16 protein-coding genes are annotated in these 18,487 nt (G+C 40.2%); 10 read left to right on the top strand and 6 right to left on the bottom strand.

Features of this window, described 5'->3' with window-relative positions; translation table 11 throughout:
* Positions 1-308: 308 nt before the first annotated feature.
* The 6 genes from recA to R8N49_RS14670 all read left to right on the top strand — a co-directional run bounded on the left by recA (position 309) and on the right by R8N49_RS14670 (position 6,883).
* A complete protein-coding gene (gene recA / locus R8N49_RS14695; RefSeq protein WP_044129452.1) occupies positions 309-1,307 on the top strand; it encodes a recombinase RecA in 999 nt (332 codons plus the stop codon).
* Between the two features lie 40 nt (positions 1,308-1,347).
* Positions 1,348-1,899: a hypothetical protein gene (locus R8N49_RS14690; protein ID WP_025633965.1), complete on the top strand. Its 552-nt coding sequence runs from the start codon at positions 1,348-1,350 to the stop codon at positions 1,897-1,899.
* Between the two features lie 136 nt (positions 1,900-2,035).
* The gene (locus R8N49_RS14685) at positions 2,036-2,938 is read left to right on the top strand and encodes a hypothetical protein (RefSeq protein WP_025633967.1); all 903 of its coding nucleotides are present in this window, start codon (positions 2,036-2,038) and stop codon (positions 2,936-2,938) included.
* A gap of 11 nt (positions 2,939-2,949) precedes the next feature.
* Positions 2,950-4,422 carry a S8 family peptidase gene (locus R8N49_RS14680; RefSeq protein WP_077202322.1) on the top strand — a complete coding sequence of 491 codons (1,473 nt, stop codon included), beginning with the start codon at positions 2,950-2,952 and terminating at the stop codon, positions 4,420-4,422.
* Between the two features lie 121 nt (positions 4,423-4,543).
* Complete coding sequence (locus tag R8N49_RS14675; protein ID WP_025633969.1) at positions 4,544-6,049, top strand: 3'-5' exonuclease; 1,506 nt, start codon at positions 4,544-4,546, stop codon at positions 6,047-6,049.
* Positions 6,050-6,085: 36 nt separating this feature from the next.
* Entirely contained in the window at positions 6,086-6,883 is a 798-nt protein-coding gene (locus R8N49_RS14670; protein ID WP_025633971.1) for a hypothetical protein, read from the top strand.
* 214 nt (positions 6,884-7,097) lie between these two features.
* Here the strand turns inward: R8N49_RS14670 and R8N49_RS14665 are convergent, their stop codons facing one another.
* Positions 7,098-7,352, bottom strand: a complete 255-nt coding sequence (locus R8N49_RS14665; protein ID WP_203347291.1) for a hypothetical protein — start codon at positions 7,350-7,352, stop codon at positions 7,098-7,100.
* A gap of 474 nt (positions 7,353-7,826) precedes the next feature.
* On the opposite strand from R8N49_RS14665, the gene R8N49_RS14660 reads away from it, so the two are divergent.
* Entirely contained in the window at positions 7,827-9,077 is a 1,251-nt protein-coding gene (locus tag R8N49_RS14660) for a hypothetical protein (protein ID WP_025633975.1), read from the top strand.
* 107 nt (positions 9,078-9,184) lie between these two features.
* On the opposite strand, the gene R8N49_RS14655 is transcribed toward R8N49_RS14660, so the two are convergent.
* Positions 9,185-10,474 carry a hypothetical protein gene (locus R8N49_RS14655; RefSeq protein ID WP_025633977.1) on the bottom strand — a complete coding sequence of 430 codons (1,290 nt, stop codon included), beginning with the start codon at positions 10,472-10,474 and terminating at the stop codon, positions 9,185-9,187.
* Positions 10,464-11,168 carry a S24 family peptidase gene (locus R8N49_RS14650; protein ID WP_054574980.1) on the bottom strand — a complete coding sequence of 235 codons (705 nt, stop codon included), beginning with the start codon at positions 11,166-11,168 and terminating at the stop codon, positions 10,464-10,466. Before R8N49_RS14650 ends, R8N49_RS14655 begins: the two co-directional genes overlap by 11 nt.
* 669 nt (positions 11,169-11,837) lie before the next feature.
* Between R8N49_RS14650 and R8N49_RS14645 the strand changes: the two genes are divergently transcribed.
* From R8N49_RS14645 to R8N49_RS14635, 3 genes are all read left to right on the top strand, one after another.
* Positions 11,838-12,770 carry a hypothetical protein gene (locus R8N49_RS14645; protein WP_025633980.1) on the top strand — a complete coding sequence of 311 codons (933 nt, stop codon included), beginning with the start codon at positions 11,838-11,840 and terminating at the stop codon, positions 12,768-12,770.
* On the top strand, positions 12,760-13,191 hold the full coding sequence (locus tag R8N49_RS14640) for a hypothetical protein (RefSeq protein WP_025633982.1): 432 nt from the start codon (positions 12,760-12,762) through the stop codon (positions 13,189-13,191). Before R8N49_RS14645 ends, R8N49_RS14640 begins: the two co-directional genes overlap by 11 nt.
* A gap of 235 nt (positions 13,192-13,426) precedes the next feature.
* The gene (locus R8N49_RS14635) at positions 13,427-14,311 is read left to right on the top strand and encodes a hypothetical protein (RefSeq protein ID WP_025633983.1); all 885 of its coding nucleotides are present in this window, start codon (positions 13,427-13,429) and stop codon (positions 14,309-14,311) included.
* 635 nt (positions 14,312-14,946) lie between these two features.
* Here the strand turns inward: R8N49_RS14635 and R8N49_RS14630 are convergent.
* The 3 genes from R8N49_RS14630 to R8N49_RS14620 form a co-directional block, all read right to left on the bottom strand.
* A complete protein-coding gene (locus R8N49_RS14630; protein WP_025633984.1) occupies positions 14,947-15,258 on the bottom strand; it encodes a hypothetical protein in 312 nt (103 codons plus the stop codon).
* A 74-nt stretch (positions 15,259-15,332) separates the two neighbouring features.
* On the bottom strand, positions 15,333-15,854 hold the full coding sequence (locus R8N49_RS14625) for a hypothetical protein (protein ID WP_025633985.1): 522 nt from the start codon (positions 15,852-15,854) through the stop codon (positions 15,333-15,335).
* A 15-nt stretch (positions 15,855-15,869) separates the two neighbouring features.
* Positions 15,870-18,485, bottom strand: a complete 2,616-nt coding sequence (locus tag R8N49_RS14620) for a DNA topoisomerase (protein WP_025633988.1) — start codon at positions 18,483-18,485, stop codon at positions 15,870-15,872.
* Between the last annotated feature and the right edge of the window lie 2 nt (positions 18,486-18,487).

The following is an 18,487-nucleotide window of genomic DNA, read 5'->3' as shown; positions in this document are numbered from 1 at the left end:
AAGCGTAGAGATAATTTGCAAAAGACGATACTCATTGTTTGGTTTCTGTGTTCTAGCATTGTACTTGGGATTCAGCTATTACCTAGCCCAATTGATAATGCAAGTGCAAGTCAGATAGAGTCAAAAGCCGGAAATCTGGAGCCAGATGACAGCCTGATCAATCTGGATACAATTCTTACCTATATGCCTACCGAAGTACCTCATTCCAGAAATAAACAGTAGCTATAAAATGATTTAATATGGTATTAAATACCATTGACAAACACTTTGCTCAACTATAATATATAACAAAACAGAGCGAGGTAGTTATGGTTACAATAGCTAGCAATAACAGCAATCCTTCACCTAAAAGCGTGGCTCTTGCTGCTGCTTTAGGGCAAATTGAAAAACAATTTGGCAAGGGTGCTGTGCAAAGCCTTGGGGGCGAAGCAACAACTAACAATCTTGACATCGTATCTACAGGCTCACCTAAGCTTGATAAAGCTTTAGGAGTGGGCGGGTTAGCGCGAGGTCGTATTCATGAAATTTTTGGCCCGGAGAGCTCCGGAAAGTCGACATTGGCATTGGAAGTCATTGCTGAAGCACAAAAGAAAGAAAGTATTTGTGCCTTCATTGATGTTGAGCATGCGCTTGATCCTGGATATGCCAAATTAATTGGCGTTAATAGCGAAGAATTGTATGTTTCGCAGCCCAATAGTGCGGAGGAAGCTCTGTCTATTGCAGAAACTCTTGCTCTATCGGGAGCAGTAGACATTATTGTTATCGATAGTGTCGCAGCAATGTGTCCTAAAATGGAGTTAGAAGGAGAGATGGGGGCAGCTAGTATGGGCCTTCATTCGAGGTTAATGTCGCAAGCATGCCGGAAGCTAACAGGTATTCTAAAGAAAACGAATACCATGGCTATTTTCATAAACCAAATTCGTTTTAAAATTGGTGGTTTTGGAAACCCTGAGACAACAACAGGTGGAAATGCTTTAAAGTTCTACGCTACAACGCGAATTGATATTCGCAGAACGGGGAGCTATAAAGTCACCGATTGTACAATGGGTAATGAAACCAGGATTAAGGTTGTCAAAAACAAACTTGCCCCTCCATTTAAACAAGCTGAAACCAAAATATTGTTTGGTAAGGGTTTCGATTACTACGGTGAAGTTCTTGATTTAGGCTTAGATGCTCGAATTATAGACAAACGTGGTACTTGGTACCTTTACAAAAACCTTAAGCTTGGGCAGGGCAGATTGTCAGCGACAGAGGCCTTAGAAAACGACAAAGTCCTTCTTGAAGAGATATTATCTCGGATTAATTAGATTAAGGTATGTTGCGGGAAAACCGCAACATAAAGGCATAATGTTATTTAGTGACTTTCAGAAAAATCTAGACAAATTACCTTTTGATGAATTGCAATCACGGAGAAAGGGGCAGTCTGTACGCTCATTAGCTTATTTTCTTGGCTCAAATGAAGTCGCGATTCAAAAGTACAAAAATAATCCCGACGAACCTGTAAAGGAATCGCATATTCGATGCGTTGATTTTCTTTTGAAAATGCCAAAAGAGCAACAGATCCACATTCTATCTCAGAGTGTAAACAATCCTATCTTAAGCGTTACAGAGTCACAGCGCTGTAAAGTGAAGCATTATGATGCTCTGGAGAGTCGTCTCCTGAAGCTGGGTATGTCGAAGTTAGGGGTGTATTCATTATTGGGTACTCGTAATAGCGTTGTGGATAACGCACGAAAAAAAGGCGCCATGTCAAAAGGCTTGGCAGCGATCGTTGGGTTAACGAGTCGATTTAGTAATGATGAGCTCTTGGAACTAGCTGTCGAATACGAGACATCTGAGCGAAAATTGCCCGCTTTGAAAGAAAAGCTTATGAAAAAGCATTCTAAGTCCTCAACTTAACGACAAAAGTTGAACTGCAAGCTCAAAACGTGAATCTGGATAAGGATAATCTGAGAGCAATCAATAAACTAGCGAAATCGCTGGTTTATTTAGAAAACTAATCTATGTCATTTACGTATAAAAAAAAGGATTTGAAGTGAAAAACTACTTAGCACTCTCGATTTTAGTAGTCCTATCTGGCTGTGGTGGTGGCGGAGAAGGTGGTGGCACCAATAGCAGTAGTGGCGATAAGTCACTTGTACTTACTGTAACAGATCCAACTCAATCACTAGTGGAGAATGGGGAGTCAATAACCGTCCAATTAGAAACAAACTCAAAATCAGATAACTACACTCTTACTGTAAGAGATCCACAGTCGGTTCTCAATCAAATTCCTCTAAGTGAATATGAAAAAAATATTCATTGGTCTGTAAATAAATCGAATTTAATTCTTTCAGCAGATGAATTACTTAAGTCTTCAGGTGATTTGAGCCTCACACTGACACTTGAAGATGGCAGCGAGCAAATATCTACGAACTTTAGCCTTGATATTGTTAACACAAGTCTTAATGAGCGTCTTGAAGTCGCTTCAACGTACATCGATAACAGTGAAGAGATTAAGCAGTTTTCGGAGCTACAATCACTCCAACATGCTTATGAAAAGGTTTTTTTATTGATGGGTCATGGTCAGCTCCCATTTACACCCGAATTTGATGAGCAGGTATACCTGGACAAACTAAACGACATCAAGTTGGCAGTAAGCAAGGTGCATAATGGTGGTATAGAGACTCTACTTGTTAATCCATTATCAAGTTTTGAATCTGAACTAAACGCAAGCGCTAAACAATACATAGATCATCTGAACAAGATTGCCGCAAAAGAGAATAGCCTGAGTGTACTCCCAGCAGTGGATTTCAATGCCTCTTCGACAGGCTATTCATTCTTTAAAGGTAATGTGAACTACGGTCAGTTTACTGAACTGTCAGTTTTCAAGTTCAACCCTGAATTTCAGTTTGTTGAAAATTTAACTGACCCTACTTACGGCAATTGCAGCATTTAAGGACAAATAGAATGAACAAAATCACCCTATCTCTACTAATTAGCGCTGCAGTTTTTAACGGTTATGCTCATGCGAACATTGCAGAACCTATCTTATTTAAAGGAGTCGATCCTTTAGCGATGTCAGACTCAACTGGTTACCACCAGTCACAGTTAAATACCTATTGGGCAGACCAAGACTTACTTAAAGGGGCGAATAGTATTTCTAAGGCCAGAGATACTGCAAAAACCAATAACGTGACACGTGTGGGTGTTATAGATGGAGGCTTTTTAAATACTCCAGAGCTTCCTTTTGTTGATGGATATAGTTTTATCGGAACTGAAGGTTACACAGCAAATTTTGACACACCGATATCTGACCGTGGTGAACACTGCGATATAGGTCATGGCAATATGGTTGCATCACTAATTGGTGCCAACCCTCAAGGGGATGGCGTAAAAGGTGTAGCTGATGTTGAATTGGTTGCAGCTCGAGCACTGAAATGTAGTGAAGCAAAAGTTGAAGACTTAACTGCTGCAATCAAGTGGCTGAGTGGACAAGAGGTTCCTGGTGTACCGCTAATTTCAGAGCCAGTTGATGTTATAAATATGTCGTTAACGTTGCGGAACACAATGTGTGGTGGTGACGTTCAAGACGCGATTCGAGTAGCGCAAGATAAGGGGATTACTTTTGTGGCAGCGCAAGGGAATCGAGGCGTTAATTATGAAACAGGGTTACCAAAAGATTGTCCCGGTGTGATCGGAGTAGGCTCAAACCAATTAGATGGATATAAGTCTGGGTTTTCTAACTTTGATGTTAACGTAGACATTGTTGCTTATGGTGACCGCCTCTCATTGCCGACAATCGTTGATTCGAATAATGATGGAGCTTTGGACTACACCGAAACGGCTGGAACGAGTCTTTCGACACCTCTAGTAACGGGCACAATTGCACTAATGCTCAACGAAAGTCCCGATTTAACTCCTACAGAAATCATTACCATTCTTAAACAATCGACAGGCAAACCAATGGTCGGTGAAGCGGGAAGTGGTTTTCTTAATTATTCTTGTGACAATGGATATTGCGGCTATGGTGTTTTGAATGCATATGAGGCAATGCTTCAAATGAGAAAGTTGTCAGAGGAAGGGGTAGCGTTAAAAAGTCCACTAGCTGGTGAGTGTGATGTAGAGTTTTACTTAGATACTCTCGGTGGTTCTATTGATGTTTGTTCAATGGGGGAGTTTAAGTTAAATGATCATGTCACTAGCGATAACACCAAAATAGAAGTTTATAAAGTTTCAAGCCTTGATTCATTAGATGTGGCAGGTGCTGAATTAGTTACAGACACTACAAATGGAAAACTTATGCTTCCAAATGTGGGTAATGAGCTCTTTGCCTACCGTATGTGTGAAAAGAACTTCGTTGATGAGTACCATTGCTTTAGCGATGAATTAACGCCACTAACGGTTTCTAATCTCGAAAAACCTCACCAATGTAATCTCTAGAAACTGAAATCTAACTAATTGATAAACCCTGGATATTTTCCGGGGTTTATTATATATGATAGTTGACTGCTTTTTGTTTTGCTGTCACAATATACCATATTAAAACGGCTTTGGGGGCAGAATGAAACCAACGTTAGAACAACAAAACGTCATATACAAACCTGTTAGGCTTGCTGTGATCAAAGCGCTTGCAGGAACTGGTAAAACTACATTATTTAGATTGTTCGCGAATGCATATCCAGAGCTAAGAATGCTCTATATTACTTATAATCGTCCGATCGCAGATGCCGCTAATTTACCTCCCAATTGTCTATCACTCACTGGCCATCAGTTAGCATATCAATTCGTAGGAAAATACTACCGCCACAAGTTTGCAGAAAACCTCAGCATGGGGCTGATTAGAAAGCACCTCAGGTGCGACTGGTCCATCGCAAACGGGACTATGGTTACTTTAGAAAACTATTTTTGTAGTGAAGACCAAGAAATAGAAAAAAAACACGCTCCATACAACCCCAAAAATAAAAAATCATTGGATATTCAAGAGCAGCTAGTTTCTAGTGCCAAGCAAATCTGGAATGAAATGCAGTTATTGGAAAGTCCGGTTCCCATGACGCACGATGGTTACCTAAAAGGTTTCTCTATTGCCCAAGTAGATTTGAGCGAGCATTTTGATGTGCTACTTGTAGATGAGGGGCAAGACCTTAACCCTGCAGTGAGAGCTTTTATGAAAGCTCAAACTAATATGAGAGTCTATGTATGTGGCGATGAGTCGCAACAAATTTATCGTTATCGCGGTGCCGAAGATGCACTGAAAGTTCAAGAAAATAGTGGAGCCGAAGTTTTCTCATTAACCCAGTCATTTCGCTTCAATGAACAGGTTGCTACATATGCCAATGCCTTTCTGAACCAACTTGGTGTTCATGAACGGCTTAAGGGGACCGATAATGGCATTATCGAGTCTGTTTTAACTTCAGAAAACGATTTAGATGAAAATCTCCAGATAGCCTATATCAACCGTACGATCGTATTAACGATTGAAGTCGCGATAGAAGCTGACGAACGTGGCAAGAGCATTTACTGGACTGGAGGTTTTAATAACTATCCATTTAACGAGCTCTTTGATTTACTCTACTTGAAGCTAGAGCAGTACGATAAAATACGCTCACGTGACTTTAAGCGTGATTTTACTACATTCGAAGATTTCGTAGAAGTTGCAAAAAAAACGAAAAACATCGATATGGCTAGAATCCTCAGACTTGTCTCTAAATATGATACTGGTTTGTTTGATATTTATGAGAACTTGAAGCGTTCTAAAGTGGATAATATTGAGGCTGCTGAAGTTGTCGTAGGAACTTGCCACAGAACGAAAGGCCTAGAGTTTGACCAGGTGGTGCTAGGGGATGATTTTTGTGACCAATTGAAATTAATCGAGCGTACAGAAGACGAAATTCGAGATGAGTTGAATCTAATGTATGTCGCCATCACAAGAGCCAAGTTACGATTCGTAGAATCCCATCCGTTTCATTCTGTACAACGTTGCTCACAAAACATTTTTGAACTGGCAAGAGAGTTTCAAAAGAACAAAAGAAGTAGCTCAGGCCGTTTTAAAAAGAGACGCCAATCATAATTCTATCGAGATGAGTAAATTAGGAGAAGTAAGTAAATGGCACTATTTGACAGAGAAACGAGAGAGTTGATAGAAAAGTTGATCAATCAGGTTGATGTTGATCTTCGAACCGATTTTAGTATAGGTATCATTTCTAGTGAAAATGAATATACATCTGTCCTAACTGCAGAAATTCGTAATAGGATTAATGCTAGGCTACCGTTAAAATCAGCTGCATTTTCACAGAAGTTGAAATCAAATGAAGAGCAAGCATGGGGCGTTGATGCTTGTGTTTTATTGATTGATTATGACAAGGGAGTCGGGAAACTATGTTTGTTTGAAGCAAAAAGTGATCGGCCAAATTGGGACTATCTGAAACCTAATTATCAACCACCTATCTCTCACTTTTCATCTCAGATAGCCCGTCAGGTAGCACCTAACAAACAAGGATTTGTTGTATGGGAGCAGTTTTATTCCAGCAAACCAAATGGTACACCTATAGGTGACCGAAATCCTAAGGGGTCTACCTGTATTCTCCATCATCTTGCATTCTACCATAATGGTACACCTCCTAATCCGAAAGTTTGGACTGATAATGATATTGATACCCTTGCTCGTGAGTGGCAAAAGGTATCCACAATGGGGGGCCTAGTAAATACGGTTTGCAAATGCAAATTGGGCAAAAGTTTCGATGTTAGTAAACTAGAAGAATTACTCAGTGAACGTATACCTGTGAGGCATATTTTGTTTTTAGAAGGGGGCCGGGCTGTCACAGAAAAAGATAGCTATCATTCTATTGCAAAACAATATCAGGAAAGGTTCCCAGACTATAAAGAGAGCACTGGTAGGCAGTAAGTGCTGATTTATTACTTGGTTTTTTTATCTTAGGTGATTGCTATAACAAGAGCATAATGATTGAAATTCCCTCAATTAGTTAAGTAGACTCGCAAAGTGTAATTCGAACTTTTCCAAATTAGTCAGTTGGTCTTCTCACTTAATGACCAACTGACTAAAAAATAATATGGACTGGATGGCATAGCTTTTGGGGTGCGTTCAGCGTTAGACCTGATTACCTAAGCTTACTGAGCCCGGCACCTAAATGAGAGCCTACTTGTCTTAACTTTTCCTCTTGTTCATGTACCGTGATTTCCAACAACTCACGTTCATTTTCAAGCATGTTGATTCTGTCTTGGCAGTCTTCTACAGCATCGTCATACCCATAGCCGTACATCCTTGCCCCAGTCACTCTGATTAAACCGACTAGCTTTTCTTGTTCGTCGATGTACTTCTCATACTCAGTACTTTGATTATTTACTAAACCCATATTCCCTCCGCTTCATTTCTCTTAGCCTTGTTCGCCCTTGCTCATCGCCAAAAGCCATATCAAACAACTCTCTGGGCGCGAGCTCTTGTACAGTAACTTGTGGTTCTTGACCTGTCTCAAGTTTAGACGTTCGCTTTCCCTTAAAGGGGAGCACATTTGATTTCATTAGTTCTCCTTAAATTGCAATGATTTACCTTGAATGAATGAAACCAATTTATCTTATGGAAAAGCCGTGGACAGTAGCACAAACGCATTAATTCTTGACCTTGACAATTCGTTGAGATTATGGGTGTGAAATGTGTCTGTGATATACATAGATTCCATTAAACAGAACATATTGAATATAAAGAATTAATTTCCAGTTTGGTGTTAGAAAAGTCATAACCTAACGGATCAGTAACTCGATAGGAGTCATTGAAAAAAAAGGTAAATTAGATTAGGTTTGAACTTGTTTTTTTGTTGGAAGTGTAGGTTGTGTCTAGAGAGCTAATTGCCGGATTTAAAAGAAGTTCAGAAAGCAGTTGTTGTGACTTTATTTGCCAAGAGGCTTACAGAGAAGCAATATGCGAGCTTTATCCTGAAGATGTAGCAATTTATAAACAAGCATACGGTCTTCTTCTGGATGCATCTAAAACATGTTTAGAAAGGGTTGAGCTTGAAACTGCATTCTCAGTAAGTGACATAGAACCAGACAAGATCATCGATGGTCCTTTTCATGCATTTGTGTTTAGCGACTATTATTTTGATCTAAACCATTCCGATCGATTTTGGGTTAAAGATATCACTCTGTGTTTACAGCATGAAGTAGAAAGGGCATTAGAGGCTGAGAATTGGGAGGGTGAGAATTTAGAGCAAGAGCTGCAAACAATATCACCTGATTTGGTTAGCATTGCTCAGATGATTGATGAGCAATTTGTCACCGCATTGTCTCCTATTCGAGAATATAAAAACACCTTTTATCACAGGTATTCGCCAACACTTTTCTTTAGTATTTATGATTATAGAGAAGCCTTGCACTACTTCCACCTCCCTTTTGAGAAAAAGAGTGAAGGGCTTTGTTTTTACAGTGCGCCATATACGCTTCATCAGTTCTATCGTGAGTCTTTTGGTTTGGATAACTCTACCAGAAAAAAACTGGTTCCAAAGGAAGCTTTATCTCGGACGTTAGCAAATGAGGAAAGACAATTTACAGTTGAAGAAGAGCACCTCTCTGCTTGGATGGCTCTTGAGTTTTGCGGTTCATCAGACAAAGTGGAACTTATTGATTGGGTCAATATGAGTGTTGATGTTTCTAGGCCTCTTTCCGACAATGAGATAAAGTGGGTAACGGCATGGTTTAAACAATCCCTATATGCCTCTCAAGCAAATAATATCCGAGCTGAAATACAATGCGCTACTTCAATAGAAGAGATTATTAATCTAAACAAGCTGCTAGAATCTATCGGGGGCAGGAAAATAGATGAAACAATAAGTTTGTATCAGTCCAACAACCTTAATTCTCCTCCACGCAGTAAGATTAAAAACTACCTTTGTGGAATGATTTTACACCAAGACCGTTCAATCAACCCTAAAAAACTAACCTACACGGAGTTGGAACAAAACCTCGCTGCTGAACTTTCTGACCTAGGGTATGGCATTGGCTTTTCCGATGAGAGCATTCGTCGCGGATTTAAACTGTATAAAGAAATGATTGAAAAGCAGAAAAAGCGTTACCTTAATGCTTAAACTCGTAATAGGGCAGAAGCAATATAGAACAACCTGTCAGATTTTATCACCCTCAGGAGACCAAACTGACAGATTGCATTCTCACTAATTCACACAACCCAATACATTCAGATACACTTAACCTCAAGTAGCTCATTAAAATCGCTGAAATAATTCTCCAGCTCTAGCAACTTTACATTCCCTGGTCGCTCTGAGTACCGCTTTGTACGTGCTCCAAATTCTATTGTTCCTTTCCCAAAGCGCGTATTAATGCAGTCGATTGCTTTGCTTAATTTATGGTTATTAACATCATGTTCAAATAGATCTGCTTGCTTGTGCTCTGCGTCGATTAAACTAGTAAGGCCAACTCCAACTTTATAAATGCGCGTTTTTGTCGGTTGAGTAGGAATAAGGTCACCCTGAATAGCTCTCAACGTCTTTAGACCTACAGAGGTATCGCATACACCGTAACTTAAGTGTATGCTCCGGCTAGCCTTAAACTGCTCCTGAGGATCGTCATGTATGGATGTGGACACAAATGCTGTTATAGCCAGGGCTTCTGATTTTTGCGCTCGTAACTTAAAAAATGCTTCTGCAAGGTGAAGAGATAATTCCGACATTATGGACTCCCTTGATTGTAAGCGGTCCCGGTATGAGCTGGTGGACCAAATTTGTTGCTTCTTAGGTCGTGTGTCGTTCCAATTGTAGACAGGTGTGCCATTTAACTCATGGACCGTGTTGGCGACGGAAATCGAAAAGGCTTTTTGCATTTTTTTAGGATCTTGGCGAGCTAAATCTAACGCGCTATAAATGCCCATATGAGAAAAGTGTTTAGATAGCTTCCTGCCTACGTTCCAAACCTCTGAAACAGGTACCTTTTCTAATGTCTGAATCAAATTGTCTTTACTAATGACAAATACACCGTTACTACCCTGAAGTTTTTTGGCTGCAAACGAAGCCAGTTTTGAAAGAGTTAAACTAGGACCAATCCCGACTCCTGTAGGAACCCCCGTTGTTTTCCAAATGTGTTCACGCCAACGCCAAGCTTCGCTTTCCAGGTCAATGCCATTCTTCAGTAGCTCCGTAGTCTCCACCCAAGATTCATCGACGCTGTAATGAAAAATGGGTAGCCCCTCGGAAACATCTATAAGTGATTGCTTAAAGTTCCTAGATATCTGCCCTAAGGTATTAAAATTACACTTAAATATTGCGCCATGATGCATGGCAACTTTAGAGTCGATTTCCCAAATAGGAGAGAACTTGGGTATCCCAAATTCCTTTATATTTGCTCCGGCAATACTAATACCTTGGCCTGCTGACACGAGTACTGGTTTCCCTTTTAAACCAGGATGAAATTGAGCACTACTGTGCGCATAAAATCCCGTTCCGTCTATTAGTGCGAATGATTTAACGGCCACGAAGTTCTCTCCGGTAAATTCGGATAGCCATAGAGACACAGCCGTAAATGCGAATTTCGTCACTTGATGATAGATAAACAGATCTGAACTTTGGGTTGTCGCTGTATGCTTTTTTCAGTCTTTTGTTCAACCTCTTACATACCAATTCACCATTTAAAGCCATGATAACGGGATGATCTTCTTTAAATGAGAGGCTGCGGTTAAGGAGTAGCAAATCTCCGTTATCAATGATTGGTAACATAGACTTACCGTTTGCACGCATCAATACACATGTATGTTGTTGCTCAGGAGGTATTAATAACTCATGAAGGTCGAACTCTTTCAATGAGTTATGTATAGGTATCGAATGGCCTTTTCTGTACCAATGAAAACGAGCAGATACAACGCCTTGAACTACAATATCTTCTTGCTTTTGTATCTCTTGAAATGACACAAGAGCGTTTTCGCCAAGGTATTCAACCAAAATACAGTCGTTTGCTTCAGGTTGTAGGCTTGAGTCAACAAGCAGGTAATCGCCATCTGAAATACCGAAGTAAGGTACATCTTGATGAGCAACAGTTAATTTGGTTGCGCTAGGATGATGAACTAGCTGTTTTGACAATGACAGGGATTTACGGACACTCCCGCTTGTTGGGTCTTCAAAGCCTGTTATGCCGCAATTTATTGACTGATCAAATATTTGTAAAACACCCATTTTAAAAACACGTCTGACTGCTGTATGTATATACAGTAATTATATATCCAGCTATGTACTGGTGCAATGTAAGGAAGAGCATGAGCTATTGGGATGGTTAGATGGCCTGGTGCACATCTGTGAACCATAGGTTTTTGAGTATACGATTCATGAGCAAGGAGAGACACTGTAATTGCACTATAGATTCGAGTAGTAAGGTATAAGCCCGGTGGTATGGTAAGGTTTTGTAGCACCATAATGCAGCGTTAAAAGAGAAAATGGAGGCTTCATTGAGCGTAAAAAAAGACAATCACTTTTTACCTGAGATGTATCTAAAAAATTGGTGCAACGAGCAGGGTAAGGTATTCCACTATAGGAAAGTTGTTCAACACGAGAATGTGCCATTATGGAAGGACTACTATCCATCAGCGATCGGTTACCATACACATTAAAGCAACTCAGTGGTCTGAGATGAATAGTATCGATATCATAAATTACATACCAATTTGGGAACTATTCTTTAAAAGCTTTCTACTTGAGTTCAAGTTGATGTGATTTAGGTTTCAATGTGAACATTTAACTAGCCATAATGGCTTTTCTGGCAGTTAAAGCGTAAATCGGCATTGTTGATAATGATAACGTATTGAAAATATTGATATAATCATATTTTTATAGTGTAAGTATGATCCTATGAGATATGAATCTGCCCCTGTTACCCCAGAAGAAAGACGAGAAACCACAAAAGAGCTCTTCGCTCGTCAGCAACGAGAGCGTAGAGCTGAATTAACTCCTTCAGCAAGCGATGAAAAAAGATGGGCAGAAAATCGTGAGAGGGTTCTTAGAGATAGAGAAAAAGCAGGGTTAGGACCTACTTCTCTAGGATTGAATGCTCCTCAGCTTCTCAGTGACTCAATAGGATTACAGTGTTCACTTGGGGATGAAATGGCTAAAAACCACCAGCATGTGTTAATTACAGATTTAGAGGATGCACATAAAATATTACATAACGTTTGGCTGGAGTCTGGTAAGGATGTCGCTGCTATCGCCTTGAGCATTAACACCGCTAAGTCTTGGTTCAATCACACAGAGCCTATGTTTAATGCGATATCAATTGCTAAACAGTTTGGCGATCTAGGCGTTAAAGCTGATTTGGTAGAAAGTCGAGGTAAATTATTTGTCGCATTTTCAGGGACAAACGAGAATGGCAAAGTGCTACGGCATGCGTTTGTCAATGGTACTCGGCTTAATATGAATGGTAAGAAGTACCCTCTAAATTCATTTAAGTCGGTGCAAGCAGGCTTTAGTCCTCAATCTAGAACTGCAAACTTCAAGGGTGCGGGTGCCTTAACCTTTGTGGTGTCCGCTAGTCTAGCCACCAGCGACTTAGTTTTTAAAGACGACTATCACTTAGTGGATTGGTTTGGCAATGTAGGTGCCGATATGTTCAAATTCATGTTGCAAACAGCAGCTGGTGAAGTTCTGTTATTTGCTACGGCAGCTCTGGGAGCTCCCGTAATGGTTGGTGCGCTATTTGTTACAGCAACATATGTCTTAATTGAGGTTGTTTGGGGTGAATACAAAGTTTCTAATCAAGTCGTAAGGATGCTTGAGAATGTCACATAAAACAAGATTACGTTTGGCTGGTATCTTTGTTCTTTTGTTTGGGATAATTTGTTGGGGCTATCCATCTTATGTAGTCTATAGAGACTATCTTGAACTATTGAATAAAGCTGACACTGTTCAGCTATCCGTTCTAACTCTGTGGGTGCCGATTGGATTATTAGGGGCGTTAGGTTGTATTTTTTTTATGGCCCCAAAAGCTATGTTGTGCGGAAAAAAAATTAATGAAGTTTACTCTCAAAGCGCAATGCAGCTAGCTAATAAAATCTGTGTTTATTTTGCCTTGGCTGGTGTAGCCTTTGCCGCTGGCTGGACGTATCACTCAATTGACCTCTTACAAAAGTATGGGTATGTATACAGTCGAGATTTAACCAATATCACTCCTACGGGAATACATTTGAAATACGTTAGAGCAACTCATTGACCAAGAACGTCTCTAATCCTCACTAAGAACTCTTCTAACAAGCGTAAGCTTACTACTTACGCTTGGTCTAATTCCTTCCGAGAGCTCCTCAACCTAATCGGCTATCTAGAGCATAGACACGAAACTATGAACCTCTTAGTTGACTGTGGTTGAGTATCGCGCTCATTATGCATAGAAACGAGTACAATTTGGTAACCTTAAGCTTTAAAAAATTGTTTACTAGGAGTGGTACAACATGGATAAAGAACTATCTGGGGTAGAGAAGCTTCGTGATGGGGCCAATTATCTTCGCAAAGTTATCGGTATCAGTACTGAATTTCTTAGCTCAATACAGAAAAGAATGGGGTCTCCCAAAACTCTCTTGGATACTTTTGTAAGAGTATACTTTTCTACCTTTGGTTGTATTTTGATCGGGGTGTATTTCGTGATGATGATATTAAAGCCATGGTTTGATGGTGGTGGAAATTGGTCATATGTCCAAGAAGTTTGGTCTCATTGGCAAACTCTGAATGCAGCAATGATTGCTTTTACAGCAAGCTTATTGGCGGTTTATGCAGCTAAATATCACGAAGAACAGAATCGAGAGAGCCAACTTTTAGCAGCAAGAGCATTGTTACCTCAAACTCTGTCTGACTTAACTAAATACACAACTGAGATGGCTAGCTTCTACACCGAATCAATTGAATTTTGGAAAGGTATGCCGAAAAGAACAGGTAAGAAGCCTGTACCACCGAAACTAGATTTGGCCAATACAACAGCCATATTCACAAAATGCATGGAAAACGCAGACATAGATGTTGTTCTGGTAATGGCAAAAATACTAAGTAAGACTCAGTACTTATCCGCTAGAGTAGAAAATGAATATGAGAATAAGCAGTCGAGCCGTAGGCCTAGTTGGAGAGAAGATGCGGAATATCAACTAGTTGAGCTGGGAGTATTACAAGCTAAGGTAAATAGAATGTTTGATTATGGTAGATATTTGCAAAGTAAACTTGACCTCTCCGAATTTAAAAGTGATGAAATAGCCCAAGGTCTTTTAAACTTAAAGATTTCTCGAGCCCAATACCCAAATGTGTATAAGAAGTTAGAGCACACGGACTTAACATTTTTGTCTAAATAATGTACACACCTTAAGAAGTGTGTACATACAAATGGATTAGTCTCTAAAAAACTCGACTAGATACATTAACCCTTTGATACATATGTGTGGATTGAGTTTGAATACCGAGACCATTGCTTTCCATACTCTCATAATCAGATAGATAAACCTTTGTGGGTACATATTAATCACCATTAACTATTGAACAAGAAAATTGCCAAATAGGCTACTGGTGATCTATAGTCTCGTGTGTCAGGTGTCGAGAATGATACCCAGCAGCCATAATGAGTAGTTGCAGCTACTCGATTTGGCTTCTCTCTTAAACCCTGCCTATGGTGGGGTTTAAGTGATTTTGAGCTCCAGTTTAATATCACGAAAGAAACTAAGCACAGCTACTATTTGCTTCCATGCACTGAACTACTTGAGCTCACGGGTATCAAGATAGTGCGATAAAAAAAGTTTATCAAGGTGCAGTTCGAGGATCATTTGTGGATAAATAGCAAAATTCAAAATATCAGTCAGTGAACACTAACTAACTGAATAAGACCCTGTCTATAAGTCCAAATTACGGTTTGTTAATTCGATTTAGAAATAACCGCACCTAAAAATATTTATCTTGACAATTAAGAAACCACCCAAAATATAGTTGTGCCGTATTAACTACCTTCAGATGGGGGGCTTACTCTCTTAAACATAAAAGGATAAGGTGTGAACGCATCCCCTTTTCCTACATTTGGTCCACTCACTTCCCAAACCCCTTCGAACTCACTCGGTTCCTCGACCTTTAGGTAGTTATTCGGGTTTTGTTCCACATCATCTTTTGAACGTTGTGAAGGTGTTGGGAGGAAGTGAGCAAGCTTGCGATTTTCAATCTTAGGCGGGTTCAGAATAAACAGGCTACCGCTCTCATCTAAGTAACCTTCCACGTTCCCAATGTTTGTTTTTAATATCGTAGTCACCTTGTGCATAGATCTTCCTAGTTAGTTGATTTGCCAATACTGATAATGTCCTCCAGCATTTAACACCATTAACTCTAAATCTTCTATCCTTGGATATCTTCTTTAAATTCCCATCTCGGTGAGAATCGGAACTCTACCGACCAGCAATCTGAGGAGATAATGAAAGCTTTCCATACAGCTAAAGGGTATTGGCCTGATGCTCGGAAATTATTCGTGAGGTTATTTCTGACGAAACGGATCAATCTATCAATCTGGTCTTCGCTTGCTGTGTCGAAGCTAAGCGTAATAGAGAGATTGTCATAGTTAGGTATGTCGGCAGAACCTCTAAAGTCTAAATTAAGCTCGTCTACAAGTAACTTTAGTTCGGTTAAGAAGCTTTCGAACTTTTCCTGGTTGGTCTCCGCAAAGACTGACTTGGCGAACGCAGAGATATTAGTGTGATTGTCCACTAATAAATCTTCCCCATTAGCATGGAGAAACCCTCTTATCATCGGGACTAAATCATCCGGTGCTAAAACTTTTTGGTCATTATAAAAGTCAGAAGTTAGGAACGCCTGTTTATACTTTTCGAGAATATTATACCTTTTGAGAATATCATTCATCATATCTACTTGAACCCCTTATTTTGATGCTGTAGCAATCATTGCTTTCATACGGCTAAGTATGTTTTTTGCTCTTTCGTCATTTTCTAATTCACTAGCAGGAACCCTAACGTTTAGCTTTTTAGCCAGCTCGTTAATAGCAGCAATAGTCTTTTTACTTGGTTTCTTAATACGTTTTGCCTCTTCTACATATTTAGATAGTAATTTGGCGTTACTAATCGCTTGAGAAGGAATTTTCAGGCCAGTCTTCGATTCCAACTGTTTTGCGTAATCAAGAAACTTTTTAGATGGAGTACTTGGGACATCATCTTCGTGAACTTTTATAAATTCTAGAGCTTTACCAAAGTCAGTCATTTTAAGCGCTGGCGGCTGGATCTTTTTGAAAGAGCATATTTGTGAAATCTTTCTTCGCATAGCGTCAGTTACCAACCAAGGGTGCTCTCGTAGCCATTGCCTCGCTTTAGCCTCACTTGCTAAGGCCTGTCTGGGCATTGGTAGTCCGAGCCCTTTACAACGCTTCTGAAGTTTATCTTTGGTTTGGTTTGAAAGTGGCATGTTAGGATTCACACCGTCTCTTGGTGTTTTATCAAACAGGTTTTTATTCAGGAAACCTATTAGCTTTTCAGTATTTTCAATTTGAGTGTTTATAAATTCCAGAGACGCTGCTTCTGCTTCTCGTTGAGGGAGTTTACTCATGTCAGAAAGTTTGAGTTCCCATTTGGCAGTAGTACCAGGGCTTTTATATGAATCAGGTAGTGCCTTATACAATTCAATCCCTTTTGGGGTGATATCAATCGAAGGGTTTTTACCCTTGCTAGTATACGCTACGAACTCACGCATTAAGATAGTTGCGATTTGAGTTGGCCTAGTAGCTGGTGTCCCAATGCCTTTTGATTCTTTGAGTGAATTCCTAAGAATAGGATTAGGCTCGAATTTTGCCGCATGGTACATCGCAAAAAGTAGTGAGGCCTCAGTGAAGAGAGGGGGCTTAGTTGTAGTAGACTCCTTTAGCTCAACATCTGGAATTGAAACATTGCTTTTGTCTAAATCGTTTAAGCTGATAGTTTGGACGGTCTCTTTACCTTTAAAGTAATGTTCCCACCCAGTTTCTATACAAGATCGCTTTGTGATCTTGAAACTAGATACCGGTTCTCCAAAAAGCCCATGGGTATCGAATTTTAAAACCCCTTCTTGAACTAAATATTTTGATGGAGGTAAATGTGCTTGCAAGTAATGCGACGTAATTTCTTCAAAGACCTGAAGATCTAGCCCCTGTAGCTCTCCTGGTTTAGGTATAACAACAGGAGCTAGAGCATCGTGTATTTTATCTCCTGGCGTATAGCAGCTTGGTTTGAAACTTGCGCAGGTATCGTCTTGTCCCGTTTGAATGGCAGCGATTTTAAGGGCGGCTTGGCCAAATTGGTCCCATTTTGCTAGTTGAGTACATTTGTCCGCAATATCCCTAGGGTTGTAATCTTTGTCAGAAATCTCTTGTTCTTCACCTCTTGGGTAAGTGATAAAACCAGAATCGTATAGGCGTTGTGCTGCATTGAGGACATCAGTGGCACTAGCGTTGCTAATCAGACTCTGTAGTTTGGTCAGTGATAAAGGCTTTGGTGGGGCAGAAGTCGCCATACTTTCATTTATATCTAAATCCAATATGCACGCTTGCTTAAGCCTTTCCGTAAAATCCATCATAATAGATTTGTCGATATAAAGAGGTTTAGGTCTATTGTTTATGGTTAACTCCTCGACTTCTTCCTCAGACATATCAGGCGATATTTTGGATGCTAGATTTTTTTCATCCCACTTTACGCCAGGGATAGGGGAGTCATAGTCGGAGTCTTTTATCTCTGGAAGGTATCGGCCTTCAAAACTTACAGCGCCGTTACACCTGATCAGCGGTACCGGACGAAAGTGAGTTACAGATTTAAAGTTTGCTCTTTCTTGATGACGATGGTAAGTAAAACCTACAACAGTCGACTGAACTCGACCAACAGATGTCGTTGAGCTTTTCTTATCCCCTGAGCCTAGGTACTTTCCAAGCATTCCCCTTCTTGAGTAATAAGTGTAGGTGGCAGTTAGAACCATGGCTGCGTAATCTGCCATACGACGACTAGACCCAGCTAAATATTCGCCGTAGTATTGAGATGCATCGACCATTTCATCGAAAGAGGTTTGTATTGCATCCTTGGATAACCCCTTTGTTAACCAAACTCGTTTTAATGGGCCATCGTATTTAAGGAAATCTAAAATGCTACGGTATATGACTTCACCTTCTCGGTCTGGGTCTGTAGCACCAATGACTAAAGTCGCTTTGTCGACATACTGTTTAAGTAATTGGATTCGCTCTCCTGGTTTTCTTGCCGGGTATCCGTCACGAGCTGGTATGTCCGGACAAACTTTATAAGGAACCTTGCGAGGGATGCGTTCGTGAGTACGTGGATCGTTCCAACTGAAGTTCTGTATTTGCTCTGTAGGGGGAGACAGTTCGAGGAAGTGACCTGCGGCATACCAAAGGATCAGTTCTTGCCCTTTGTAGAAGCCTGAATATAATCCACCTTGCTTTCTAAGATTCAAAGCTGATGCGATCTTTTCAGCTTGAGAAGACTTCTCTGCAATAGCGACCCACATGG

The organism is Vibrio sp. 1978 (assembly GCF_033344345.1).
The sequence above is the reverse complement of the archived record's forward strand: the minus strand, read 5'-3'. Positions and strand labels throughout refer to the sequence as shown.